Here is a 24593-nt window from a genome sequence, read left to right as displayed (position 1 = left end):
CTGTCATCGCCGCTAGCCATACGCTCATCCAAACAAGAGAGGAACAACACTTGCAACTAGAACAGCTTAACGAGTTTCTTGTCGACAAAGCCGACGACATGAAAGCGCAAAACATCACTGTGCTCGACGTACAAGGAAAATCAAGCATTACCGATTTTATGATTGTCTGCACAGGCACGTCGAAGCGTCATGTCTCGTCCATCGCTGATCACGTTGCAAAAGAGTCCAAACTGGCCGGCCTAGTGCCACTCGGTATTGATGGTCAAGACCTGGGTGAATGGGTGGTGCTGGATATGGGTTCAACCATTGTTCACGTCATGCAAGAAGAGCAGCGCGAGCTTTACCAACTGGAAAAACTCTGGAGCTGATCGATGAAACTTCAACTCATTGCAGTCGGCACCAAAATGCCCAAATGGGTAGAAGAGGGATTTCAAGAGTACCGCCGCCGTTTCCCTCACGATATGCCTTTAGAGTTGGTGGAAATTCCAGCAGGAAAACGAGGTAAAAACGCCGACATTGCAAGGATTTTGCAAAAAGAGGGCGAAGCCATGCTCGCCGCCGTGCCAAAAGGCAGCCGAATTGTTACTCTCGATATTCCTGGTAAAAAATGGGACACCCCCCAACTTGCAGAACAACTGGAGAGTTGGAAGCTCGATGGTCGTGACGTATCGATTTTGATGGGTGGCCCAGAAGGCTTAGCCCCTGCGTGCAAAGCCGCCGCGGATCAAAGCTGGTCACTGTCCGCGTTAACTTTACCTCACCCTCTGGTACGCATTGTGATGGCAGAAAGCCTGTACCGAGCGTGGAGCATTACCGCCAACCACCCATATCATCGAGAATAACCAATAGATGTTGCGAAAGCGTAGCCAAATTAGGGATTATCAGGAAGAAGCGCGGCTATTCAAAGGCCGTGCTATTGTCGCTTTCTTAGGCATTGTCGTCATGATGGGGCTACTGGTTGGTAACCTCTACAACATCCAGATCAATCAATACCAAGATTACAAAACTCGATCTAACGACAACCGCATCAAAGTGGTGCCGATCGCCCCCAATCGTGGTTTGATCTATGACAGAAACGGCAAGCTGCTGGCAGAAAACCGCCCAGTATTTAGCCTCGAGATCACCCCAGAGCAAATCGACGATATGGAAGATACCCTGAGTCGATTACAAAGCATCGTCACCATCACAGACGATCAGATTGAACGCTTTGAGCGCGAGCGTCGTCAAACTCGCCGCTTCAAATCGGTGCCGATTCTTACTCAGCTCACTCAAGAACAAGTGGCTAAGTTTTCCGTGCATCAGCACAAGTTTCCTGGTGTCGCCGTGAACGCGGCGCTCAAGCGTCACTACCCTTATGGAGAAGTGCTCACTCACGTGATTGGCTACGTCTCTCGAATCAACGATCGCGATATGCAGCGTTTGATACGTGAAGAGAAAGACGCCAATTACCAAGCCACCCGTGACATCGGTAAACTCGGCATCGAACGCTACTATGAGGACGTACTGCATGGTATTGCGGGCTACCAAGAGGTGGAAGTCAACAGTCGTGGGCGCGTAATTCGTACTTTGAAATACGTGCCACCTGAGCCCGGCAAAGACATCGTGCTCAACCTTGATATCGACTTGCAGCTCTACATCCATGAGTTACTCGCCGACCGACGCGGCAGTGCCGTGGTGCTTGATCCACACGATAATGGCGTGCTCGCCATGGTCTCGAGCCCAAGTTACGATCCTAATGCCTTTGTGCATGGTATTTCAGGTAAAGACTACAACGCGCTATTGACCGATAAGGATCGTCCGTTGGTCAACCGCGCGACGCTAGGCATCTACCCGCCAGCGTCAACCATCAAACCATTTTTGGCTGTCGCGGCGCTGCAAGAGGGTGTCGTCACCCCCTACACCACCCGCAACGATCCAGGCTACTGGAAAATCCCTAATTCTAAGACACGACCCTTTCGTGACTGGTTGCGTTGGGGCCATGGCCGCGTGAATATTGTGCAGTCACTTGAAGAGTCCGTCGATACCTTCTTCTACCAAATCGCTTACGACATGGGCATTGATCGAATCTCTCAATGGATGATGATGTTCGGCTTTGGCGACTACACCGGTATCGATATTCACGAAGAGAGCAAAGCGAACATGCCAACCCGAGAGTGGAAAATGGCACGGCATCGCGTGCCTTGGTATCAAGGAGATACGATTCCTGTTGGTATCGGTCAGGGCTACTGGACTGCAACGCCCATGCAAATTGCCAAGGCAACGTCTGTGCTAGTTAACCGCGGAAAAGTCATCGCCCCGCACCTATTGCGCGCCACCATTGACAACGGTGAAGAGTTTGCCAAACGTCAACTGGCCGACATCGACACCTACCCACCCATCACTGGCGTGAAGGACAAATTTTGGGAGATGTCGATTGAAGGAATGCGTTTAGCGAACCACGGTAAGAAAGGCACCGCGCGACGTGCCTTTACCAACACAGAATACGTCAGTGGGGGTAAATCCGGTACCGCGCAGGTGTTTGGGCTTGCAGAAGATCAAGAGTACAACGCAGAAGAGCTGGCCGAGCACCTACGAGATCACGCCTTGTTCACTGGCTTTGCGCCACTGGAGGATCCTGAAGTGATTGTCACCATAGTGCTAGAGAATGCCGGCGGCGGCTCATCACAAGGGGGACCAGTGGTCCGTAGCGTGTTTGATCATGTTCTCGTTGAGAAAAAACAGGAGGCGGCACAGTAATGGATTTCAATCCAGCCACCGGTCAAAACCGGGCGCTCTTTGAGCGCTTTCACCTCGATCTGCCTTTGCTACTTGGTCTACTCGTCTTAATGGGTTTTGGCTTAGTGGTAATGTACAGTGCCAGCGGTCAAAACCTGGCGATGATGGACCGCCAAGCGATGCGCATGGCGCTGTCACTGGGTGTGATGTTGCTGCTCGCTCAAGTGCCGCCCAGAACCTATGAAGCCTTAGCGCCTGTCATGTTTATCGGCGGCGTTATCTTGTTGTTTGGCGTACTGTTTTTTGGTGAGGCCTCTAAAGGCGCGCAGCGCTGGCTCAACTTGGGCTTTGTGCGTTTTCAGCCCTCAGAGTTACTGAAATTGGCGGTGCCGCTGATGGTGGCCCGCTATATCGGTAAACGCGCCCTGCCACCGAGTTTTCAAACCTTGGTTGCATCACTGGTGATGGTGTTCGTCCCAACTATTTTGATCGCTAAACAGCCCGACCTTGGCACCTCGATTCTCATCGCAGCATCGGGAATTTTCGTCATTTTCCTTGCCGGGATCAGTTGGCGCATTATTTTCGCCGCGCTGTGCGCCGTTGGTGGTTTTTTACCGATCTTGTGGTTTTTCCTCATGCGCGAGTATCAGAAAGTTCGCGTGCGCACCCTATTCAATCCAGAATCCGATCCACTTGGCGCGGGCTATCACATCATCCAAAGTAAAATAGCCATCGGCTCAGGCGGAATTAACGGTAAAGGGTGGTTACAAGGTACTCAATCTCAGCTAGAGTTCTTACCCGAGCGCCACACTGACTTTATTTTTGCGGTGATCGCCGAAGAGTGGGGATTGATCGGCATCTTAGTACTGCTCAGTCTCTATCTGTTTATTATTGGTCGAGGTCTGTTTTTAGCGAGTAAAGCCCAAACCGCCTTTGGTCGTATGATGGCAGGCAGTATCGTTTTAAGCTTCTTCGTCTATGTATTTGTCAATATTGGTATGGTGAGTGGCATTTTGCCCGTGGTTGGCGTGCCGTTACCGTTAATCAGCTATGGTGGCACCTCGATGGTGACGCTCATGGCGGGTTTTGGCATATTGATGTCGATCCATACCCATAGAAAAGCATTTTCAAAGGCAACCTAATCATGGCCATTACGCACCCTATTTTCGTCATGTTGGCATCGCTCCTGGTGCTTGCAGGCTGTTCATCCTCCAAACGCTACAGCATCGAGGATGACGTCGCGCCATCGAAACCAATTTCTGTCGACCATATTGAGGATGCACACCCGCAATATGAGCCCTACAGCTTAGGCGGCAATAAAAGTTATACCCTGCGCGGCCAAAGTTATTCGATCATCAAAGAGCCCGAAGGCTTTAAGCAAAAGGGACAAGCCTCTTGGTACGGCAAAAAGTTTCATGGTCATCTCACCTCCAATGGTGAGGTGTACGATATGTACTCAATGACGGCGGCCCATAAAACCTTGCCTCTGCCGAGCTACGTCAAAGTGACCAATTTAGACAATGGCAAAACCACCATCGTCCGCGTCAATGACCGTGGGCCGTTCCATCAGGGACGAATTATCGACCTCAGTTACGCGGCGGCGGTCAAACTAGACGTGGTGAAAACGGGTGTGGCCAATGTGGAGATCGAAGTGATCACCTCAGAAAAGCCGGACTCAGAGCTGAAGAAAAAAAGTCAGCCCAGTTATGTTGTCCAGGTCGCCTCTTCACAACATGAAGATCGCGTGCGAACTTTAGCGCAAGATCTGAGTCAAAAACTGTCGGTGAAAAGCCACGTCAGCTCGGGCGATAAAATTCACCGTGTCTTTTTAGGTCCTTTTAAAGACTACTTGCTCACAGAGCAAACATTAGAACAAGTGAAAGAGCTGGGTTACTCCAGCGCCTTTATTCGCAACCAGTAGTCCTCAACCCAGTGTGTGGTCGTCCTTGCACTGGTTTGAGTGATTGTTTCTGTTAACATATGGACAGTGAAAAATAATTCTGACTTTGATATGAAAAAAACAACGCTAACTCAATCTGTTTTTGTCTCTTCCGTTGCACTTTGTGCAACCCTCGCGAATTCAGCGATTGCCTCGCCGATTGTTGTTCCTGACGCGCCGCAAATTGCCGCTAAGGGCTACGTGTTGATGGATTACCATTCAGGCAAAATCCTTGCTGAGAAAGAGATGAATACCAAGCTTTCACCGGCAAGCCTGACCAAGATGATGACCAGCTATGTGATTGGTCAAGAACTTGAACGTGGCAACATCAACCTCAATGATGACGTCACCATCAGCGAAAACGCCTGGGCGAAGAACTTCCCTGAGTCATCAAAGATGTTCATCGAAGTCGGCACCACAGTTAAAGTGGAAGATCTGAACCGTGGCATCATTATTCAATCGGGCAACGACGCCTGTGTCGCAATGGCCGAGCACATTGCAGGTTCTGAGGATGCATTTGTAGACTTAATGAACGCTTGGGCAAACTCACTGGGCATGGACAACACGCATTTCGCCAACGTTCACGGCCTCGATAACCCAAATCTCTACTCCACACCGTATGACATGGCGCTATTGGGCCAAGCCCTAATCCGTGATGTTCCGGAAGAGTACCGCATCTACTCAGAGAAGAGCTACACCTACAACGGCATTACTCAGTACAACCGAAACGGCTTGCTGTGGGATAAAAGTATGAGCGTGGACGGCATTAAAACCGGCCATACCAGCAACGCAGGCTACAGCCTCGTGAGCTCTGCGACCGAAGGAAAAATGCGACTTGTCGCTGTCGTGATGGGCACACAAAGTGCCAATGCGCGCAAATCGGAGAGCAAAAAGCTATTGAGCTACGGTTTCCGCTTCTTTGAAACCGTCGCGCCGCACCAGGCTGGGGAAACCTTTGTCGAAGAGAAGATTTGGATGGGCGACAAAGACACCGTGAAGCTCGGTCTCGATCAAGACACCTTTGTGACTCTACCTCGTGGTCAAGCGAAAGAGCTGAAAGCCAGCTTTGTCCTTGAAAAAGAGCTTGAAGCCCCCATTAACAAGGGTGACGTCGTTGGTAAGCTATACTATCAACTTGAAGGCGAAGATGTGGCTGAATACCCACTGCTGGCACTGGAAAGTGTCGAGCAAGGCAGTTTGTTCAGCCGCCTGTGGGACTACATAGTGATGCTGTTTAAAAGCTTCCTATAAAGGCTAACCCTGCTGTCATGCTTAAAGCCGCCAAGGGCGGCTTTTCTATTTTTATCACTGCAGTCTAATGTGCGCGCGGTCGGTACGCCAACCGCCTAACGTGGCCGTTAATTAGGCTCGGTTGAGGTTTGATGATTTTCGCAGTACTATGCACCGCTGCAAAAATCGACAGTCCAGTTTGGAGTAACAATATGCTGACTATTAATTCGGATGCAAAGCTAAAGGATTTACTCGAGTTCCCTTGCTCATTTACCTACAAAGTCATGGGCCACGCTAAACCTGAGCTACCAGAGAAAGTACTGGAAGTCATCCAGCGTCATGCTCCTGGTGACTACAGCCCAAGTGTGAAACCGAGCGCCAAAGGCAACTACCACTCGGTTTCCGTCAACATCACCGCCACCTCAATTGAACAGGTCGAAACCCTGTACAAAGAACTGGGTGAGATCGACATTGTTCGTATGGTTCTGTAATTATTTTTGATTTATTAAAATTTTTTTGAAAGCAGCGTAAGCTGCTTTCTTTTTAGATATCAAATAGATAATTATTCTAACCAAACTGATAGGTTAAAAATGTGTGGCTAGGTTGTAGTGCCTTTAGCAGAAGCAGTTTATAATCTTTCAACTTTATTAATGGATAACGGGCACAGCTATGCACAACCAGTTGGTGGTCAGACGACTAGGAAGACAAGATTACGAGCCGATTTGGCGCGCAATGCATGACTTCACTGACAGCCGAAATGACGACACCCAAGATGAAGTGTGGCTGGTTGAACACAATCCTGTGTTTACTCAAGGACAAGCGGGAAAAGCAGAGCACTTGCTCAGTACCGGTGATATTCCTGTGGTGCAAAGCGATCGTGGCGGACAAGTGACCTACCATGGCCCTGGTCAGTTAGTGGCGTATTTTCTGATTAACCTACGGCGCAAAAAACTCGGCGTGCGTGATTTGGTCACACATATCGAAAACCTCGTTATCCAAACGCTCAAAGCGTACAACATTGAATCCAACGCGCGCCCTGATGCACCTGGCGTGTATGTCGACGGACGTAAAATCTGTTCGTTGGGACTGCGAATCCGCAAAGGCTGCTCGTTTCATGGCCTAGCGCTCAATGTCGATATGGATTTGTCGCCTTTCCTGCGCATTAACCCCTGTGGCTATGCCGGAATGGAAATGGTGCAGGTTCGTCAGCTAAACACAGCGGCCTCTCTCCCTGACGTTGAAGAGTCGCTGATAAAAGAGCTCGTTACTTTACTTGGTTATGATCAAGTTGAATTTAGCACCACACGAGTAACGCCATAAAAAGTAAAGAGAAGTAAAGAGAAGCATGAGTAAACCGATTCAAATGGAAAAAGGCGTTAAGTATCGCGACGCTGACAAAATGGCCCTGATCCCTGTCAAGAACATGCCGACTGAGCAGAAGGAAGTCCTGCGTAAGCCTGAGTGGATGAAGATCAAGCTGCCTTCAGACAGTCAACGAATTCAAGACATCAAGTCAGCGATGCGCAAAAACAACCTGCACTCCGTTTGTGAAGAAGCCTCGTGTCCAAACCTGGCCGAGTGTTTTAACCACGGCACCGCCACCTTTATGATTCTTGGCGCGATTTGTACTCGCCGCTGTCCATTCTGCGATGTGGCCCATGGCCGCCCTCTTGCGCCAGAAGCCGAAGAACCGAAAAAATTGGCGAAAACCATCGCCGACATGAAACTCAAATACGTGGTGATCACCTCGGTGGATCGCGATGATCTGCGTGATGGTGGTGCTCAACACTTTGCCGATTGTAACCGCGAGATTCGCGCACTCAATCCGCACATTCGCATTGAAACCTTAGTGCCGGATTTCCGTGGCCGCATGGATGTCGCGCTGGATCTACTCAAAGACAATCCACCCGATGTTTTCAACCATAACCTTGAAACCGCGCCACGTTTGTACCGTAAAGCGCGCCCGGGTGCGAATTACAAGTGGTCACTTGAGCTGCTACGCAAGTTTAAAGAGCAGCATCCAGATGTCCCGACTAAGTCAGGTTTGATGATGGGACTGGGTGAAACCAAAGAAGAGATCGTCGAAGTACTTAAAGATTTACGTGCGCACGGCGTGACCATGCTCACGCTAGGTCAGTACCTTGCACCAAGCCGCCACCACTTACCAGTGGAACGTTACGTCCCACCATCAGAGTTTGATGAGTTGAAAGAGATCGCTCTAGAGCTTGGCTTTACTCACGCAGCGTGTGGTCCTTTTGTTCGCTCTTCCTACCATGCCGACCTTCAAGCGCAAGGCATTGAAGTCAGCTAACAAAGCGTAAAAACCATCGAATTTATCTAGGCTGGCCGATAGGTCAGCCTTTTTATTAGTCCAACTTATTGCCTCAAATAATCACCCCAAAGCTTGAATGCCTTAGAGAGATTCTCTAAGCTAATGAAAAGATTATGAATCAAAGGGAATACGATGAAACTGACTGCACTTAGCATGGCCGCGATTGCCGTTGTCACAATCACCTCTGGCTGCGCCTCCAATACCAAACAAGACAACTTTCGTGAAGCCTCCTTTGAGCTGTGCAATACCGAAGTCGATCTCTATTCAGTCAGCGATGACGGCCGTGTACGTATTATTTGTTCCGACGGGTCTAAATTTGCGTTAGACAGCGAGAACACGCTGGAAACCATGCGCGACATCAACATTGATTACTGCGACGGTGAAGGGCTAGGCAAGTTCAGCGAAAGCAGCAAGTATTACTCCTTCAAGTGTAAATCTGGCACCCTGCTCAGCATCTCTAAATAACCCTTAAACGCAAAAACGCCCTTTATGTATTCACATAAAGGGCGTTTTCTTTGTTTCGCTGAGCCGTCGCTCTGCAAAACAGGCTCGATATCGAACGGTGAGATTACGCGTAAACAGGTAGACGCTTACAGATCTCTAGCACCTTCGCTTTCGTCGCTTCAATCACTTCTTCGTTACCGATGTTATCCAGCACGTCACACATCCAGTTCGCGAGCGCTTTCGCATCTTCTTCACTGAAACCGCGGCGAGTGATCGCTGGTGTACCCACACGAATACCCGAGGTCACAAACGGGCTGCGAGGGTCATTCGGAACTGAGTTTTTGTTGACGGTGATGTTGGCTGCGCCTAGTGCCGCATCCGCATCTTTACCTGTGATGTCTTTGTCAATCAAGTCGACCAAGAACAGGTGGTTCTCTGTACCGTTAGACACGATTTTGTAACCGCGCTCTTGGAACTGAGCCACCATCGCTTTGGCATTTTTCACCACGCGACCTTGGTACGCTTTAAATTCAGGCTCCATCGCTTCTTTAAACGCCACCGCTTTACCCGCGATAACGTGCATTAGAGGACCACCTTGACCACCAGGGAAGACCGCTGAATTCAGCTTCTTGTACATCTCCTCGCCAGCGTTAGAAAGGATAAGGCCACCGCGTGGACCCGCTAGGGTTTTGTGTGTCGTGGTCGTCACAACGTGCGCGTGAGGCACTGGCGTTGGGTATTCGCCCGCGGCAATCAGACCCGCTACGTGCGCCATGTCGACAAATAGGTACGCGTCCACTTTGTCTGCGATGTCACGCATGCGTTTCCAATCAACGATTTGAGAGTACGCAGAGAAACCGCCAATGATCATCTTAGGCTTGTGCTCAAGTGCTAGCGCTTCCATTTCGTCGTAGTTGATTTGGCCCGCTTCATCAATGCCGTAAGGAATGACGTTGTAGTGCTTACCAGAGAAGTTAACAGGAGAACCGTGCGTTAGGTGACCACCGTGTGCCAAGCTCATGCCCAAGACCGTATCGCCTGGGTTAAGTAGCGCCATGTAAACAGCACTGTTGGCTTGTGAACCTGAGTGAGGCTGTACGTTCGCGTACTCACAACCAAATAGCTGACAAGCACGATCAATCGCTAGCGCTTCTGCTTTATCGACGTACTCACAACCACCGTAGTAACGCTTGCCTGGGTAGCCTTCTGCATATTTGTTGGTGAGCTGAGAGCCCTGAGCTTCCATTACACGCGGGCTGGTGTAGTTTTCTGAAGCAATCAGTTCAATGTGCTCTTCCTGGCGAAGAGTTTCTTCTTGGATAGCTGCGAACAGTTCCGCATCGTAATCTGCGATGTTCATATCACGCTTTAGCATCTGTATCTCCTGACTCAGATTAAGACTTAAATTGGCAAAAAAACCGACTTACGACCCTGAGAATAACGTTTTTACGCTGACGCAAACGTTTGCATCGGGTTAATGACGCGCATTCTACATAATTTGATCTGGGTCATAAAGAGAAAAATACACTTTTTCTCATGCAGTTTTTTCATAATGTTTTACGAAGATTCTCATACGCGACATAACGTCAATCAATCACTTTGTCTGAATCCTGCTCTGCTTGCACAATACACAGAGATCTCAGCCACCGATGCTCAACCCAGTTAACGTCGATCAATGAGTGTCAATTTTCTCCTTTACACCCCGTAAAACAGTGATTACATAGGTTTACCTTAAATTTCCTTCTCAAGCTACCGAAAACCTAATTTTTTCACTAGTATGCGCGCCATTATTTCCGATGAAAGTTTCAAATTGATGGAAAAACACTCACGTAAAGAAGATTGGATCGCGATTCTCACCGGGACATTTCTTGTCGCTCAAGGGGTATTCTTTCTCCAATCCGCTCAGCTACTCACTGGCGGTACAACAGGTCTCGCTCTGTTGGTCAGCCAATTCAGCACTTGGTCATTCGGTACACTCTACTTTGCCATGAACCTGCCATTTTACGCGCTCGCTTGGCAGCGGTTTGGCGCTCGGTTTGCGGTCAATAGTGCCATTTCAGGTGCTCTGGTCTCCATTTTCGCTGACCACCTCTATTTAGTGATAAAACTGGAGACCATTAATGAGATTTACTGTGCGCTGGCGGGTGGCTTGCTGATGGGGCTCGGGATGCTGATCCTATTTCGTCACCGCTCAAGCCTTGGCGGTTTCAACGTGCTCTGTTTATGGATTCAAGATCGTTTCGCCATCTCAGTGGGTAAAACTCAGTTGGCGATTGATGTGCTGATTTTAGTCGCTTCGTTCTTCTTTGTGACGCCTTACATTATTGGCTTGTCGATTCTGGGCGCTTTTTTACTCAACCTCGTGCTCGCCATGAACCACAAACCGACGCGCTACACCGTTCAATACCGTTAAAAAATACCGCTAAAAAAACAGCCCGCGAACGTGCGGGCTGAATCATTAATGCGCTTTACGCACCGTGACGTCTTGGCTGAGCTCTTTGTTGAGCTCCGCTTCAACATGGCCCGGTGATCGCGTGTTGGCCGAGATCAATCGGTACATGGCCGGAATGACAAACAAGGTCACTAAGGTGGCAAACGCCATACCAAAGAAGATCACCGTACCGACCGCAACGCGACTTTCATAGCCAGCGCCTGTCGAGAGTATCAATGGGATAGCGCCCGCTAGCGTGGTGAACGCCGTCATCATAATCGGGCGAAGTCGACGCGCCGACGCATCAACAATCGCTTGCTCAAATTCAAACCCGCGGTCTCGAAGCTGGTTCGCGAACTCGACGATCAAAATGCCGTTTTTGGTCACCATACCTATCAACATGATCATGCCAATCTGGCTGTAGATGTTCATCCCCTCGCCCATAATCACCAGACCAAGGAAGCCACCAAACACGCCCATCGGTACGGTAAACATCACAACCAACGGGTTGATGAAGCTTTCAAACTGCGCCGCCAACACCAGATACGCCACCAGCAAAGCCAAACCGAACACCATCAATATGCTCGACTGATTCTCTTTGTAGTCTTTTGACTCACCCGAGTAGCTGACCGAAATATCCCCAGGCAGCAGATCTACCGCTTGCTGATCAAGAAAGTCCAGCGCCTCACCTAAGGTGTAGCCGTCCGAGAGGTTGGCAGTGATGGTGATTGCTTTTTGCTTGTTGTAGTGAGACAGGCGTGTGGATGACGCCACCTCTTCAATCTTAGTCAAGGCATCGAGCGTCACTAGCTCACCGCCCGAGGTACGCATGTAGATTTGGCTCAAATCCGCGGCATTGTTGAAGCTGTTTTCATCACCGCGTAAATAGACGTCGTACTCTTCGCCGCGTTCCACAAAGGTGGTTTCGCTTTTGCCGCCCAGCATAATCTCAAGAGTGTCTGAGATATCCTGAACGCTGATCCCAAGCTCTGCTGCGCGTTGACGGTCAACCGAGACGACCAACTCTGGTGTACGCTCAGAGTAGTTAATGTCTGCCCCTTCCATATACGGGGACGCTTCAGCGATCGCTTCCAGTTTTTCCGCCCACGTTTTTAGCTCAGAGTAATCCGAGCCACCTAGAACAAATTGCACCGGCTCGCTCGAGCCGCCTCTAAAACCTGGCATAAACGGGAATACGCGCACATCGGCGATTCCTGATAGGGCTTTACGCACCTCACCCAGCGCCTCTTGTGCGGTGATGTCACGGTCATTCCAATCTTCCAGAATCATGATAACAAAACCGGTTTGGTCACCGGCATTGCCGCCAAACGCAGGCGATTGAATACTGAACGACTTCAAGAAGCCTTGTCCAAGAAGAGGCAGCAAACGCTTTTCGATGATGTCCATGTTCGCCGCCATGCGGTTGTAACTGGTCGCATCCGCGCCACGCGCAAAAGCAAAAATGACCCCGCGGTCTTCTGAGGGGGTGAGCTGTGCGGGCACTTGTTGCATCAAGCCCCAACTGCCGCCAATACAAGCCATGATCACCAGAGGTGCGGCCCATTTCCACTTCAATGCGCCACGCAGCAGAGCACGGTACGCCGATTCGAGGCGGGCAAACATGCGATCAACAAACAGATTGAAACGATTCGGTTTGACGTTGGCTTTCAAGAGATGGCTGCCAAGCACCGGAGTCAGCGTTAATGCCACCAGTGACGAGAAGATCACTGACATCGCCAGCAACACGGAGAACTCGGTAAACAGAAGCCCTACCATGCCATCCATAAAGGAGATCGGCAAAAACACCATCACCAATACCAAGGTGGTGGCAATGACCGCAAAGCCGACCTCACGCGTGCCTTTATACGCCGCAAGCAGTGGCTTCTCACCTTGCTCGATATGGTGGAAGATGTTTTCCACCACTACTATGGCATCATCCACCACCAGGCCAATTGACAAAATCAGCGCCATCAGCGTGATCAAGTTGATGGAAAAACCAAAATAGTACGCAGCGATAAACGAAGAAATCAGTGAAACGGGCACAGTGACGGCCGGGATCAAGGTCGCTCTCGCTTGGCCAATAAAGATGTACAACACTAAAATCACCAAACCACCCGTGATAAATAGCGTGTTGTAAACCTCGGAGATAGAACGTTCAATAAAGACCGTTGAATCGTAGTCAATCGCCAAACGGGTGCCTGCTGGTAGAAACTGCTGAATATTGTCGACCTCTTTGTGGACCAAAGTCGCCACATCTAAGGGGTTCGCATCCGACTGCGGCACAATGCCCATGCTGACGTTAACCACACCGTCGCTTTTAAAAGTCGAGTTTTCATTCTCGGCACCAATAAAGACATCGGCGACATCTTTTAGATAGATGGGCGTATTGTCGCTGGCGCGTTTGACCACCAGGTATTCAAAATCTTCGGCCTGATTGTAGCTGCGCGCGGTACGCACTGACATGACGATCTGATCGTTACGTACCTCGCCGCCGGGGCTTTCAATGTTTTCACTGCGCAGCGCCGAGGTAATGTCCGACGTCGTTACGCCGCGTCCGGCCATAAGCTCTGGCTTGAGCTTAACGTACATCACTTTGTACAAGCCGCCGGAAATATCGACCGAGCTCACCCCTGTGATCAAGCTGAAACGGTCGAGCAATACCCGCTCAACGTAGTCCGTCAACTGGGTGCGATCCATCTCAGACGAGCTTAGGTTTATGTAAAGTGACGCCTCACCGGAACCATTGTTCTTAAAAACCACAGGATCGTCGGCTTCGTCCGGCAAAGAGCGCTGGGCGCGCGCCACCGCATCACGCACATCACTCACCCCGGTGTTGAGGTCATACCCCAACTCAAACGTAATAGTAATGCGCGACATCCCGTTGCGCGTGGTCGAGGAGATCTCATCAATACCGCTAATACCCGAGAGCTGATCTTCCAACACTGAGGTAATCTGGCTTTCAATGATGGTGGCGGACGCGCCACTGTAGCGAGTGCTGATCGACACCACAGGGTTTTCGATGTCAGGCATTTCACGCACCGCCAGTTTGCTAAACGACACAATGCCAAACACACACAGCAGCAAGCTCAGTACGATGGCGGCAACCGGTCTTTTAACCGATACATCGGATAACAGCATCAGTTCGCCCCTTCTTGTGCTGCACGCTCAACCTGGCTTTTGAGCGGCTTACCATCCGGCCCAAGCTCACTCACGGTCACGCCATCACGCATGTTAACAATGCCCTGCACCACGATCTTCTCACCGATGTCGAGTCCTTGTTCAATCACCACTTGGTTGCCAATGCGCGCGCCGAGTAAAACTTCGGTTCGGGTGGCCTTACCCTGCTCATCGATGACGTAGACAAAACGCTTCGTACCGGAATATTCAAGCGCTTGTACTGGAATAATGGGCGCTTCAATCGGCGGAAAGTCCATCTCTGCGGAAACCAGCATGCCGGGTTTGAGCAGGTTGTCTGGGTTATCAAAGTGAATACGTACACGCAGGTTCAAGGTTTCCGCATTGATGCGCGAATCGATACCGATCACCTCGCCTTCAAACACGCGACCTTGCCATGCCGCGTTGGTCGCTTTGACCTTCATACCACGTGAAATCTGCGATAAATAGCGCTCTGGCACTTGAAGGTCTAACTGCATCACGGTGAGGTCGTCGAGCGTCAGCAGCTCTGAGCCAACGCTGACCAATTTGCCGCGACTGAAATCAATAAAGCCAACCGTACCGGAAAAAGGAGCACTAATATGGAGGTCATTCAGATTGGCATTGGCAGCGTCGAGGCGCGCTTTGGCAATATCGACGCTCGCTTTTTGCGCGTCGATTTCGGTTTGCGTAATGGCGTTACGTGACACCAAACGCTCAAATTCTTTGAGTTTACGCTGCTCATCTTTGAGGTAAGCCTGCGCTTCCACCACCGCTGCGCGTGCTTTATCGTCATCAAGCTTAACAAGCAGTTGCCCTTGCTGAACTTCTTGATTCGCCAGCACCGCAATGGTGTCCACTTTGCCAGCCACTTCTGAGGCGATAGTGACCGATTGATCCGCTTTCAGTTTGCCGACCAGAGAAAGAGATTGCGATACTTGATGAATATCCACAGGCTCAGTGATCACACTGATACTCGGACCACGCGCGAACGCGACGGATGTGTTGGCCAACATCGATAATGACAACAGACTTACAAAAATTTTCTTTTTCATGATGATAGTTCAGTCCAATTAAACCCAACTTATTCTAGCGCTTTATACGTAGATACAACGTCAAGTAATGTAAAGAGTGAGAAATAAACAGTAAGAGAAGCGCGACTTTTGTGTCCTTTATGGTGAATAAATTCCGTCTTTGCCCAAAAAGGCACCATTCAGTTCAAAATGCTAAGAAAAGGCTTTACAGCTTGGGCGAGTTTGCTATGATTCGCTCCGCACTTGATTGATGGGTTGGGAAATCATCCGTTAAGTATAAAAATTCCTGGAGGGGTTCCCGAGTGGCCAAAGGGAGCAGACTGTAAATCTGCCGGCACTGCCTTCGATGGTTCGAATCCGTCCCCCTCCACCATATTTGCTCTAACGAGCACGCTTGATTGATGAGTTGGGAAATCATCGGTTAAGGATAAAAAACCCCTGGAGGGGTTCCCGAGTGGCCAAAGGGAGCAGACTGTAAATCTGCCGGCACTGCCTTCGATGGTTCGAATCCGTCCCCCTCCACCATATTCGCTCTAACGAGCACACTTGATTGATGAGTTGGGAAATCATCGGTTAAGGATAAAAACACCCTGGAGGGGTTCCCGAGTGGCCAAAGGGAGCAGACTGTAAATCTGCCGGCACTGCCTTCGATGGTTCGAATCCGTCCCCCTCCACCATATTCGCTCTAACGAGCACGCTTGATTGATGAGTTGGGAAATCATCAGTTAAGGATAAAAATACCTGGAGGGGTTCCCGAGTGGCCAAAGGGAGCAGACTGTAAATCTGCCGGCACTGCCTTCGATGGTTCGAATCCGTCCCCCTCCACCATATTGACGAAAGCCAGCTCATTGAGCTGGCTTTTTTGCATCTATACTTCTGCGCTCCTATACTTCTTCGTTCCTATACTGTCGCGTTCCTTTCCAAACACCGCTTCTTTTTTTCACTTCGCATTTAGCCGATAGAAAAATGCCCTGACAAGCAGGGCAAAAAGCGGGGGTAACGCTCGGTTTGGGTTATCTCTCGCTCTACACTTCGCTGAGAATAATCCGCGTTTCGTATGGCCTTAATACCTGATGACGAGTGACGGGCTGTGAGCAATCGGCTGAATGATCGGCATAATTGCCAAGAAGATAACGCGCCTTGTCGAGCTCGAATGCATCGGGTAACTCGCACTGCGTTTCTTCACCATAGTAGTTGTTCAGACAAATCAGCGTTTGATTGCCATTACGGCGTTGATAACCAAACACGGAAGTGTGGGTAGGATAGAGGTCAAGGTAATCCCCGTCGGTGATCACCGCGATCGCTTTACGCAGTTGAATCAAGCGTTGATAGAAGTAGAACACAGAGTTTTTGTCGGCGACAGCTTGCTCGGCGTTAATTTCTTGGTAGTTGCTGGCGATATCGAGCCAAGGTTGGCCCTTGGAAAATCCTGCATTACGCTCACCATTCCATTGCATTGGCGTGCGAGAGTTGTCACGCGATTTTTGCGCCAAGATGGCTAACATGGCTTGCTCGCTCAGTCCTTGTTGGTTGACCATGATGTCGTACATGTTGATGCTCTCCACATCTCGGTACTGAGAGATCGAGTCATAGTTGGGATTGGTCATGCCAATCTCTTCCCCTTGGTATATGTAAGGGGTGCCCTGCATCATATGGATGGAGGCCGCCAACATCTTTGCCGACTCGACTCGATAGCGGCGATCGTCGCCTAAGCGGCTCACGATACGCGGCTGATCATGATTACACCAAAAGAGCGCGCCCCACCCTTGGCCATTCAGCCCGGTTTGCCAGTGGTTGAATATTTGCTTTAGAGCGAGAAAATCAAACGGTGCATGACTCCACTTCTCACCATTGGGGTAGTCCACTTTGAGATGATGGAAATTAAACACCATCGACAACTCACGGCCATCGAGTGACGAGTACTGCTGACAATGTTCCAGTGTGGTGGACGACATCTCCCCCACTGTCACACTGCCATATTGCTTAAAGACGGCGTCGCTGATCTCTTGTAGATAAATGTGCACTTTTGGGCCATCGGTGTAAAAACGGCGGCCATCGCCACACTCATCATTGGGGAAGTCTTGCTGCTTGGAAATCAAATTAATCACATCCAAACGGAAACCATCGACCCCTTTTTTGGCCCAAAAACTGATGATCTCTTTCACTTCAGCGCGCACTTGCGGATTTTCCCAGTTGAGATCCGCCTGCTCTTTAGCAAAGAGGTGCAGGTAATACTGCCCTGTTGGCTCATCTAACTCCCATGCGCTGCCGCCAAATTTGGATTGCCAGTTATTAGGCGCTTGTCCGTCAACCGGATCTTTCCAGATATAGTAGTCTCGGTACGGGCTGTGTTTATCGCCAAAGGCAGATTGAAACCACGCATGCTCTGTTGACGTGTGGTTCACAACAATATCCATGATGATTCGAATCCCACGCTGATGGGCCTTGGCGAGCAACGCATCAAAGTCCGCCATGGTGCCAAATTCGGGATTGATCGCGTAGTAGTCAGAAATATCGTAACCATTATCGACCATAGGTGATTGGTAAACCGGTGTTAACCAGATGGCGTCAACCCCAAGGTGTTTGAGGTAATCCAGCTTAGCGATGATCCCTTGGAGATCACCGGTGCCTTTCGCCCCGCTATCACAAAAACTTTTTGGATAGATTTGATAAATGGTGGCAGTTTTCCACCAATTGGCCTCTTGAGTTGTTCGTGTCATATCACGCCTAAAATTTCAGTAACAAAGAAGGGGCGCTGAGAATAAGGAGCGGCCAAGGCCGCTCCGTCAGCGTTATGCGTTCGCAGGCTCAAGTTCGCCTTTAGACTGCGCACGTTTATAGAAGAAGAGTGTCAGCATGGCAGGCAGAGCAATGGCCACCAACATCGCCATCGCGTAAACGCTCCAATACTGGGGCTGGATAGAGAGAATACCCGGCAAGCCGCCGACCCCAATACCGTTCGCCATGACGCCAGCACTGCCACAAATCGCCGCCGCGACCGCACTGCCAATCATCGCGCTTAGCATAGGGAACTTGTACTTTAAGTTGATGCCGTACATAGCAGGCTCAGTCACCCCTAGGTAGGCAGAAATGGCAGCAGGTACAGAGATGTCACGCTCTCCGTGTTTTTTGCTGATCAGGATGATGCCCACTACCGCTGATGCTTGAGCGATATTCGATAGTGCAATCAGCGGCCAAATCGGTGTGCCACCTAATTCTTGCATCAGTTGCAGGTCAACCGCATTGGTGGTGTGGTGGATACCGGTGATCACCAAAGGCGCGTACAAGAAGCCGAATATCATCGAGCCAATCACCGCAAAGTCGCCGGTCATGGCAGCCTTAGCAGCAAACGCGACACCGTTACCCAACACGCGGCCAAATGGACCAATCAGGGAGTGCGCCAACACGACAGAGAGAATAATGGAGACAAACGGCACCACAACAAGGTAGAGGTAAGAGGGTACAATGCGCTTTAAGTTGGTCTCAATCAACGCCAAGGCGACACCAGCCAACATCGCGGGGATCACCTGCGCTTGATACCCGACCTTTTCAATCACAAACAGGCCAAAATCCCACGCTTCGGGCACTTGCTTACCGATCAAATACGCGTTCATGAGCTGAGGTGAGACTAAGGTTACCCCTAGCGTGATGCCCAGAATCGGCGTACCACCCAGTTTTTTCACCGTTGACCAACACACACCCACCGGTAGGAAGAAGAAAATCGCTTCGCCAATCAACCACAGGAAGCTATGCACCGTGGCCCAAAACTGGCTAATTTGCGTCAATGTTTGGCCATCAAACATCCGGATGTCGCCAATCACATTGCGGAAACCTAAAATCAGACCGCCGGTGATGATCGCAGGCAGCAGCGGAACAAAGATTTCCGCAAGATGGGAAATGCCACGCTCAAGCAGGTTCATGTTCTGTCTTGCCGCGAGTTTGGCTTCCTCTTTCGACGCAGCAGATTGACCGGATAGCTCAATCAACACTTTGTAGACTTCATCGACTTCCGTGCCAATCACCACCTGAAACTGCCCGGCATTGGTGAAGCAACCTTTTACCATTGGCAACGCTTCAAGGGCTTTTTCATCGGCTTTACCGGTGTCGTTTAACACAAAGCGTAGCCGCGTCAAACAGTGACTTACACTGGCGATGTTGTCACGTCCACCAACTCGCTCAATCAGACGTTCGACGTCATGCTTGGCTATCTTACTCATTTCCATTTCCACCCTAATTGGATTCTATTGATATTAGTCTGCGATTGCAGACATTCAAACTGACTCTGTTTGATTGTTATTATATTAATGGGAACATTCCCATTAATTCGACATTATAATCCCAAAAAGCGCATGACATTAAAATGGGAACAGTCCCATAAATTGAAAATGATCACACTAAATAAGAAATTGCCAACGGATTCAGATAGTTAAATTTGGATGGGTTGTTGAGTAATGTGAACCTGATCAGAACTACCATTGATCTTATTGATCAATACGTTAGCCGCTTTTTCACCCGCTTGAGCGTAACCAGGGTCGATACTAAAGACATTCGGAAATAGGAAAGAGAGCAGCTCGCTGCCGCCTACGCCTGTCACGTTGACAGAGTCACGACCGAGCTCTTGCAAACGCTTGATGACGCCAAGTGCTAAGGTGTCACTGGCACACACAATCGCGTCGGTGCGCTCTGACAACACCTTATCCACCAACGCGTAAGCACTGTCATGACTGAGCTGACCGGTTTGATAGCAAGGAGCGATCTGGTTGTGCTTACACCAGCTCAAGTAGGCGTCCAAACGCAGTTTACCTGTGGTTTTATCACTGGGATCGACGCCGATAAACGCGATATTTCGGCACGCACGTTGATGGAGGTGATTGAGCGCGTGCGTGATGACGCCTTGGTTGTCGTAGTTGATCGAAGAGACAACGTCCGTCTCCATCGCGATCACCACACAGCGCGCCTGCCACTGCGCTAGACGCGCGACGTCCAAATCACTAAAACCAAAGACGATAACGCCATCCACATTGCGTCTTTTCAACACCTCTAAGTGTTCATTGGTCATCTGGCGATCAAACTGGCTCTCCATGATCACCACGTCGTAGCCTTGTTGATACAAAACGGCAAGCATACTGCTCACTGCCCTGTTTTCTGAAGGGGAGTCAAGACGAGAGATGATCACCCCAACGACTTTTTGTCGCCCACCACGCATCGATTGCGCCGATTTGGACGGCACATAACCCGACTCCTGAATCACTCGCTCCACTTTGGCGCGGGTTTCCGGTTTGACTTTCGGGTCATTGGTCAGCACGCGTGAGACGGTCGACTTTCCGACGCCAGACAGCTTGGCAATATCAACAATGGTGAGTTTTTTGCTCATGTTCCTACGTCATTAAAAGCCATGCCAAGGCGAAGGCCTTGGCTATTGAGGTGCGGTAACTTGGATTTAATCAGTGACACATTGGGTAAAGCGCTGATCTTGATAGTTCAAACGCGCTTCGTTGCCTTTGATGGCCAAATTGACAGCCGGCGTCACTTCTTGACCATCGTCCATTAGCGCGTAGCGGCTGCCCGAACCTGAGGGTAGCTGGGTTAGACGCAGCGATTTGCCCTCTACTTTAACCAGTGCTGCCTCTTCACCAGAAAGGTAAGCGGCTGAAAACTGCTTGCCCTCATCACACTGATAGGTGTGGAACTTTACTGGCGCGCTCGCCTGCTCGCTTTGCGCGCAGCCCAACATCAATCCCGCGACTGCCCACAAGGCTAAATGCTTGTTCATACTCGACTCCTTGAGTGTTTGTGCCTATGACTGCTTGTTGTCCGTCAATGGTTTTATTGGTTAACGGTATTTGCTAGTTAACGGTATTTGTTAGATAGTGCGGCACATCGGCAAGACTATCAAGCACCACGCTTGCTAGCGCTTCACCTTGTTCGGTCACCGGTTTGCCTGAGCGGACCAAAATCTTCTGCCCTACCCCAGCAGCCTCTGCCGCCATCAAATCTTGCGCCTTATCTCCGACCATGACCGATTTGGCCATATCGATATCGAGAAAGCGCTGCGCTGACTGGAACATACCCGGCTTTGGCTTACGACATTCGCAATCCCGATCGTCGCCATAATCAGGGTGATGCGGACAGTAATAGAAGCCATCAAACTCGACACCGTGATCGACAAAGTTCCAATCCATCCATTGCGTCAGAGACAAGAAGCGATCTTCGCTAAACTTGCCACGGGCTATACCCGACTGATTGGTCACCAGCACCAATAGGTAGCCCATCTGCTTGAGTTGCTTCGTTGCCTCAAATACGCCATCGATAAACTCGAAATCATGCTCATCATGCACGTAACCGTGGTCAACGTTGATGACGCCATCTCTATCTAGAAAGACTGCTGGTTTTGCCAAAATATGTGTCTCTGTCTGCTGTGTTTGGCTCGAATTATACCTTAAAACGAGCGAATTGCAGCAAGGCGAGCGCTATCGCTTTAGCGCCGGTGAATAAGGCCATTTGCCCGCGTTATTTCTTTCTTATCTATCTCATGACGAAACAATCTCCGCGCAAGAGAGTGAAAAAAGGCGTTTGGACGTCTAGCCGTAAAAATATCTATTGACACTAAACCTGCAAACCCATAGCATCGTCTACCAAATGAGAGGTAGTTCAAAATAATCGACTTCTCACCAAGTTATTTGCAAGCGGGTTAACTGATGATTGAAATTAATCAAGTCAACAAGGTGTTTTATCAGGGCAGCAAGGAAATCCATGCGCTGAAAGACATTAACCTTACGGTTCCTCAAGGAACGATTTTCGGTGTTATTGGCTCTTCTGGAGCAGGGAAAAGTACACTGATTCGCTGCGTGAACATGTTGGAAGCGCCCACCTCAGGTTCAATCAAGGTTGATGGTGTTGATTTGACGACACTGTCTAAATCACAGCTGAGCCAAGCACGCCGCAATATCGGTATGATTTTCCAGCACTTTAATCTGCTTTCATCCCGCACTGTGTTTGATAATGTCGCACTGCCACTTGAACTGGCGGGCAAAGACAAAAACGCCATCACCACTAAGGTAACCGAACTGCTCAAACTGGTCGGCCTTGCTGATAAGCATGAGAGCTACCCGTCAAACCTCAGTGGTGGTCAGAAACAACGCGTTGCGATCGCTCGTGCGCTCGCATCAGATCCTAAAGTGCTGCTGTGTGATGAAGCGACCAGCGCGCTCGATCCCGCGACCACTCAATCGATTCTTGAGCTGTTAAAAGAGATCAACCGCAAGCTGAACATTACTATGCTTTTGATCACTCACGAGATGGACGTGGTCAAAAGCATTTGTCACCAAGTGGCGATCATCGGTGGTGGTGAATTGGTGGAGAAAGGCACGGTTGGTGATATTTTTGCTCACCCGAAAACCGAGCTTGCGCACCAATTTATTCGCTCTACGCTCGACTTGTCGATCCCAGAAGATTACGAGGCTCGCTTGCAAAGCAGCCGCGTTGAAGGCAGCTACCCTCTGGTACGCCTTGAATTCACTGGCGCAACCGTCGATGCACCGCTGATGAGCCAAATTGCGCGTAAATTCAATATCGATGTCAGCATTCTGAGTTCAGACTTAGATTACGCCGGTGGCGTAAAATTCGGCATGATGGTCGCCGAGCTATTTGGTAATGAGCAAGACGACAACGCAGCAATCGAATTTCTGCGTGAACACAATGTAAAGGTAGAGGTGCTTGGCTATGTCCTTTAACACGATTTCACAGTGGCTCGAGCTTAACAGTAAGCTATTGATTGGCGCGACGTGGGAAACCCTCTACATGGTCGCCGTCGCGGGTATCGTGGGCTTTGCTGTCGGTATCCCTCTCGGCGTTATCTTACACACGACCAAAAAAGGTGGCCTACTAGAAAACACCAAACTCAATGGTGTGTTGGGCGCAATCGTCAATATTGGTCGCTCCGTGCCGTTTTTGGTGTTGATGGTTGCCATCATCCCTGTGACGAAACTGTTGGTGGGCACTTTTATCGGTACCACCGCCGCCATCGTGCCGCTCACGATTGGTGCGATTCCATTCGTTGCTCGCCTGATTGAAGGCGCACTACTGGAAGTGCCAAGCGGTTTGGTCGAGGCTGCGCAATCTATGGGTGCGACGCCAATGCAAATCATCAGTAAAGTATTGCTTCCTGAAGCGATGCCGACCATCGTCAACTCCGTCACCATCACTTTGGTGACATTGGTGAGCTACTCAGCAATGGCGGGTACAGTGGGCGGCGGCGGTCTAGGTGATGTCGCGATACGTTACGGATTCCACCGCTACGATGTAGTCATCATGGCTGTGACTGTGGTGATGCTCATCGTACTGGTTCAAATTATTCAATCTATCGGCGATGCGATTGTACGCCGAGTGGATCACAGATAAACATTAAGAATTTCACAAGGAGAAGGTCATGAAATTTAATCTTAAAGGTCTTTTGGCGATTGCCGCTGCGGCATCTGCATTGGTTCTGTCTGGTTGTGGCGAAAAAGAAGCGGACAACAGCAAAATCAAAGTCGGCGTGATGGCGGGTGCAGAAGCACAAGTTGCTGAAGTAGCAGCAAAAGTGGCGAAAGAGCAGTTCGGTCTGGATGTAGAATTGGTGACATTCACGGATTACGTTACTCCTAACGCAGCCTTGGATGACGGTTCAATCGACATCAACGCGTTCCAGCACAAACCATACCTAGATCAGCAAATTGCTGACCGTAGTTACAAGCTGGCTATCGCAGGTAACACTTTCGTTTACCCAATCGCGGGTTACTCTAAGCAAGTGACCTCTGTGGAAGAGATCGAAGAGGGTGCACGTATCGCCGTTCCTAACGATCCAACGAACCTAGGTCGCTCATTGATTCTACTAGAGCAGCAAGGTCTGATCACACTGCGTGAAGGCGTTGGTCTACTGGCAACGGTACGCGACATCGTTGAAAATCCAAAAAACATCTCAATTCTTGAGCTAGACGCTGCCCAGCTGCCACGCTCTCTTGATGATGTTGCGCTGTCTGTCATCAACACCACTTACGCAAGCTCTATCAACCTGACGCCAGAGAAAGACGGTGTGTTTGTTGAAGATAAAGAGTCACCATACGTGAACCTTATCGTTGCGCGTGAAAACAACGTCTCAGCAGAGAATGTACAAAACTTCGTAAAAGCTTACCAAACTGACGAAGTGTACAACGCTGCCTCAGACATCTTCCAAGGTGGTGTCGTTAAAGGTTGGTAATCTGACCTAAACGCTCAATAACACAGTAAATACCAAAAAGGGTCGACGTTCATGTCGACCCTTTTTCTATATTGGTA

Annotated in this window: 22 protein-coding genes and 4 tRNA genes; 18 read left to right on the top strand and 8 right to left on the bottom strand. The window is 49.9% G+C overall.

Translation table 11 applies throughout. The annotated features are described in order from the left end of the window. The first annotated feature begins 50 nt into the window (after positions 1-50). The 10 genes from rsfS to AC6R03_RS02155 all read left to right on the top strand — a co-directional run bounded on the left by rsfS (position 51) and on the right by AC6R03_RS02155 (position 8681). Entirely contained in the window at positions 51-368 is a 318-nt protein-coding gene (gene rsfS, locus AC6R03_RS02200) for a ribosome silencing factor (RefSeq protein WP_334555144.1), read from the top strand. A 3-nt stretch (positions 369-371) separates the two neighbouring features. Further along, complete coding sequence (gene rlmH / locus AC6R03_RS02195) at positions 372-842, top strand: 23S rRNA (pseudouridine(1915)-N(3))-methyltransferase RlmH (RefSeq protein ID WP_500630690.1); 471 nt, start codon at positions 372-374, stop codon at positions 840-842. A gap of 7 nt (positions 843-849) precedes the next feature. Beyond that, entirely contained in the window at positions 850-2736 is a 1887-nt protein-coding gene (gene mrdA / locus AC6R03_RS02190) for a penicillin-binding protein 2 (protein WP_500630691.1), read from the top strand. Next, positions 2736-3857: a rod shape-determining protein RodA gene (gene rodA / locus AC6R03_RS02185; protein WP_500630692.1), complete on the top strand. Its 1122-nt coding sequence runs from the start codon at positions 2736-2738 to the stop codon at positions 3855-3857. Before mrdA ends, rodA begins: the two co-directional genes overlap by 1 nt. Positions 3858-3859: 2 nt before the next feature. Then, complete coding sequence (locus AC6R03_RS02180; RefSeq protein ID WP_500630693.1) at positions 3860-4636, top strand: septal ring lytic transglycosylase RlpA family protein; 777 nt, start codon at positions 3860-3862, stop codon at positions 4634-4636. Between the two features lie 90 nt (positions 4637-4726). Beyond that, positions 4727-5905: a serine hydrolase gene (locus AC6R03_RS02175; RefSeq protein WP_500630694.1), complete on the top strand. Its 1179-nt coding sequence runs from the start codon at positions 4727-4729 to the stop codon at positions 5903-5905. Between the two features lie 191 nt (positions 5906-6096). Further along, entirely contained in the window at positions 6097-6375 is a 279-nt protein-coding gene (gene ybeD / locus AC6R03_RS02170; protein WP_334555138.1) for a DUF493 family protein YbeD, read from the top strand. 178 nt (positions 6376-6553) lie between these two features. Then, positions 6554-7204, top strand: coding sequence for a lipoyl(octanoyl) transferase LipB (gene lipB, locus AC6R03_RS02165; protein WP_334555137.1), 651 nt, complete (start codon positions 6554-6556; stop codon positions 7202-7204). A 25-nt stretch (positions 7205-7229) separates the two neighbouring features. Continuing rightward, entirely contained in the window at positions 7230-8195 is a 966-nt protein-coding gene (gene lipA, locus AC6R03_RS02160) for a lipoyl synthase (protein WP_334555136.1), read from the top strand. Between the two features lie 174 nt (positions 8196-8369). After that, a complete protein-coding gene (locus AC6R03_RS02155) occupies positions 8370-8681 on the top strand; it encodes a hypothetical protein (RefSeq protein WP_487903210.1) in 312 nt (103 codons plus the stop codon). Positions 8682-8784: 103 nt separating this feature from the next. Here AC6R03_RS02155 and glyA read toward each other — a convergent pair whose 3' ends face one another. Beyond that, entirely contained in the window at positions 8785-10035 is a 1251-nt protein-coding gene (gene glyA / locus AC6R03_RS02150) for a serine hydroxymethyltransferase (RefSeq protein ID WP_487903188.1), read from the bottom strand. A 438-nt stretch (positions 10036-10473) separates the two neighbouring features. Between glyA and AC6R03_RS02145 the strand changes: the two genes are divergently transcribed. Continuing rightward, positions 10474-11073 carry a DUF6198 family protein gene (locus tag AC6R03_RS02145; RefSeq protein WP_487903187.1) on the top strand — a complete coding sequence of 200 codons (600 nt, stop codon included), beginning with the start codon at positions 10474-10476 and terminating at the stop codon, positions 11071-11073. Between the two features lie 45 nt (positions 11074-11118). Here AC6R03_RS02145 and vexH read toward each other — a convergent pair whose 3' ends face one another. Beyond that, positions 11119-14229, bottom strand: a complete 3111-nt coding sequence (vexH, locus tag AC6R03_RS02140; RefSeq protein WP_500630695.1) for a vibriobactin export RND transporter permease subunit VexH — start codon at positions 14227-14229, stop codon at positions 11119-11121. Next, positions 14229-15299 (bottom strand): efflux RND transporter periplasmic adaptor subunit, encoded by a 1071-nt coding sequence (locus AC6R03_RS02135; protein ID WP_500630696.1) that lies wholly within the window; start codon positions 15297-15299, stop codon positions 14229-14231. The genes vexH and AC6R03_RS02135 overlap by 1 nt, the downstream gene beginning before the upstream one ends. A gap of 267 nt (positions 15300-15566) precedes the next feature. On the opposite strand from AC6R03_RS02135, the gene AC6R03_RS02130 reads away from it, so the two are divergent. From AC6R03_RS02130 to AC6R03_RS02115, 4 genes are all read left to right on the top strand, one after another. Continuing rightward, a tRNA-Tyr gene (locus AC6R03_RS02130) sits at positions 15567-15651 on the top strand. 67 nt (positions 15652-15718) lie between these two features. Beyond that, positions 15719-15803, top strand: a tRNA-Tyr gene (locus AC6R03_RS02125). 67 nt (positions 15804-15870) lie between these two features. Continuing rightward, a tRNA-Tyr gene (locus AC6R03_RS02120) sits at positions 15871-15955 on the top strand. 66 nt (positions 15956-16021) lie between these two features. Further along, positions 16022-16106: transfer RNA gene (locus tag AC6R03_RS02115), tRNA-Tyr, on the top strand. Between the two features lie 197 nt (positions 16107-16303). Here the strand turns inward: AC6R03_RS02115 and treC are convergent. The 5 genes from treC to gmhB form a co-directional block, all read right to left on the bottom strand. Continuing rightward, the gene (gene treC, locus AC6R03_RS02110; RefSeq protein WP_500653631.1) at positions 16304-17998 is read right to left on the bottom strand and encodes an alpha,alpha-phosphotrehalase; all 1695 of its coding nucleotides are present in this window, start codon (positions 17996-17998) and stop codon (positions 16304-16306) included. A 72-nt stretch (positions 17999-18070) separates the two neighbouring features. After that, the gene (gene treB / locus AC6R03_RS02105) at positions 18071-19495 is read right to left on the bottom strand and encodes a PTS trehalose transporter subunit IIBC (protein ID WP_500631712.1); all 1425 of its coding nucleotides are present in this window, start codon (positions 19493-19495) and stop codon (positions 18071-18073) included. 209 nt (positions 19496-19704) lie between these two features. Continuing rightward, positions 19705-20652: a trehalose operon repressor TreR gene (gene treR, locus AC6R03_RS02100; RefSeq protein WP_500631713.1), complete on the bottom strand. Its 948-nt coding sequence runs from the start codon at positions 20650-20652 to the stop codon at positions 19705-19707. 66 nt (positions 20653-20718) lie between these two features. After that, positions 20719-21051, bottom strand: coding sequence for an MliC family protein (locus tag AC6R03_RS02095; RefSeq protein ID WP_334554523.1), 333 nt, complete (start codon positions 21049-21051; stop codon positions 20719-20721). 73 nt (positions 21052-21124) lie between these two features. Beyond that, positions 21125-21676 (bottom strand): D-glycero-beta-D-manno-heptose 1,7-bisphosphate 7-phosphatase, encoded by a 552-nt coding sequence (gmhB, locus tag AC6R03_RS02090; RefSeq protein ID WP_500626569.1) that lies wholly within the window; start codon positions 21674-21676, stop codon positions 21125-21127. Positions 21677-21976: 300 nt separating this feature from the next. Between gmhB and metN the strand changes: the two genes are divergently transcribed. Genes metN through AC6R03_RS02075 form a run of 3 tightly spaced genes read left to right on the top strand, consistent with a single transcriptional unit; the run spans position 21977 to position 24516 of the window. Beyond that, positions 21977-23011, top strand: coding sequence for a methionine ABC transporter ATP-binding protein MetN (gene metN / locus AC6R03_RS02085; protein WP_334554519.1), 1035 nt, complete (start codon positions 21977-21979; stop codon positions 23009-23011). Further along, positions 23001-23678 (top strand): methionine ABC transporter permease, encoded by a 678-nt coding sequence (locus AC6R03_RS02080; protein WP_334554517.1) that lies wholly within the window; start codon positions 23001-23003, stop codon positions 23676-23678. The genes metN and AC6R03_RS02080 overlap by 11 nt, the downstream gene beginning before the upstream one ends. 28 nt (positions 23679-23706) lie before the next feature. After that, entirely contained in the window at positions 23707-24516 is an 810-nt protein-coding gene (locus tag AC6R03_RS02075) for a MetQ/NlpA family lipoprotein (RefSeq protein WP_487901256.1), read from the top strand. Positions 24517-24593 lie beyond the last annotated feature (77 nt).

It is taken from the genome of Vibrio sp. R10-SG-ISO4, from assembly GCF_059834135.1.
The sequence above is the reverse complement of the archived record's forward strand: the minus strand, read 5'-3'. Positions and strand labels throughout refer to the sequence as shown.

What these genes read in the sequence shown, in the direction of transcription:
- mrdA (WP_500630691.1), top strand. Translation starts at nt 850, where the DNA reads ATGTTGCGAAAGCGTAGCCAAATTAGGGATTATCAGGAAGAAGCGCGG.
- vexH (WP_500630695.1), bottom strand. Translation starts at nt 14,229, where the DNA reads ATGCTGTTATCCGATGTATCGGTTAAAAGACCGGTTGCCGCCATCGTA.
- treC (WP_500653631.1), bottom strand. Translation starts at nt 17,998, where the DNA reads ATGACACGAACAACTCAAGAGGCCAATTGGTGGAAAACTGCCACCATT.
- ybeD (WP_334555138.1), top strand. Translation starts at nt 6,097, where the DNA reads ATGCTGACTATTAATTCGGATGCAAAGCTAAAGGATTTACTCGAGTTC.
- treR (WP_500631713.1), bottom strand. Translation starts at nt 20,652, where the DNA reads ATGAGCAAAAAACTCACCATTGTTGATATTGCCAAGCTGTCTGGCGTC.
- AC6R03_RS02080 (WP_334554517.1), top strand. Translation starts at nt 23,001, where the DNA reads ATGTCCTTTAACACGATTTCACAGTGGCTCGAGCTTAACAGTAAGCTA.
- glyA (WP_487903188.1), bottom strand. Translation starts at nt 10,035, where the DNA reads ATGCTAAAGCGTGATATGAACATCGCAGATTACGATGCGGAACTGTTC.
- lipA (WP_334555136.1), top strand. Translation starts at nt 7,230, where the DNA reads ATGAGTAAACCGATTCAAATGGAAAAAGGCGTTAAGTATCGCGACGCT.
- AC6R03_RS02135 (WP_500630696.1), bottom strand. Translation starts at nt 15,299, where the DNA reads ATGAAAAAGAAAATTTTTGTAAGTCTGTTGTCATTATCGATGTTGGCC.
- metN (WP_334554519.1), top strand. Translation starts at nt 21,977, where the DNA reads ATGATTGAAATTAATCAAGTCAACAAGGTGTTTTATCAGGGCAGCAAG.
- lipB (WP_334555137.1), top strand. Translation starts at nt 6,554, where the DNA reads ATGCACAACCAGTTGGTGGTCAGACGACTAGGAAGACAAGATTACGAG.
- AC6R03_RS02075 (WP_487901256.1), top strand. Translation starts at nt 23,707, where the DNA reads ATGAAATTTAATCTTAAAGGTCTTTTGGCGATTGCCGCTGCGGCATCT.
- AC6R03_RS02180 (WP_500630693.1), top strand. Translation starts at nt 3,860, where the DNA reads ATGGCCATTACGCACCCTATTTTCGTCATGTTGGCATCGCTCCTGGTG.
- rodA (WP_500630692.1), top strand. Translation starts at nt 2,736, where the DNA reads ATGGATTTCAATCCAGCCACCGGTCAAAACCGGGCGCTCTTTGAGCGC.
- treB (WP_500631712.1), bottom strand. Translation starts at nt 19,495, where the DNA reads ATGAGTAAGATAGCCAAGCATGACGTCGAACGTCTGATTGAGCGAGTT.
- AC6R03_RS02155 (WP_487903210.1), top strand. Translation starts at nt 8,370, where the DNA reads ATGGCCGCGATTGCCGTTGTCACAATCACCTCTGGCTGCGCCTCCAAT.
- AC6R03_RS02175 (WP_500630694.1), top strand. Translation starts at nt 4,727, where the DNA reads ATGAAAAAAACAACGCTAACTCAATCTGTTTTTGTCTCTTCCGTTGCA.
- rlmH (WP_500630690.1), top strand. Translation starts at nt 372, where the DNA reads ATGAAACTTCAACTCATTGCAGTCGGCACCAAAATGCCCAAATGGGTA.
- AC6R03_RS02095 (WP_334554523.1), bottom strand. Translation starts at nt 21,051, where the DNA reads ATGAACAAGCATTTAGCCTTGTGGGCAGTCGCGGGATTGATGTTGGGC.
- AC6R03_RS02145 (WP_487903187.1), top strand. Translation starts at nt 10,474, where the DNA reads ATGGAAAAACACTCACGTAAAGAAGATTGGATCGCGATTCTCACCGGG.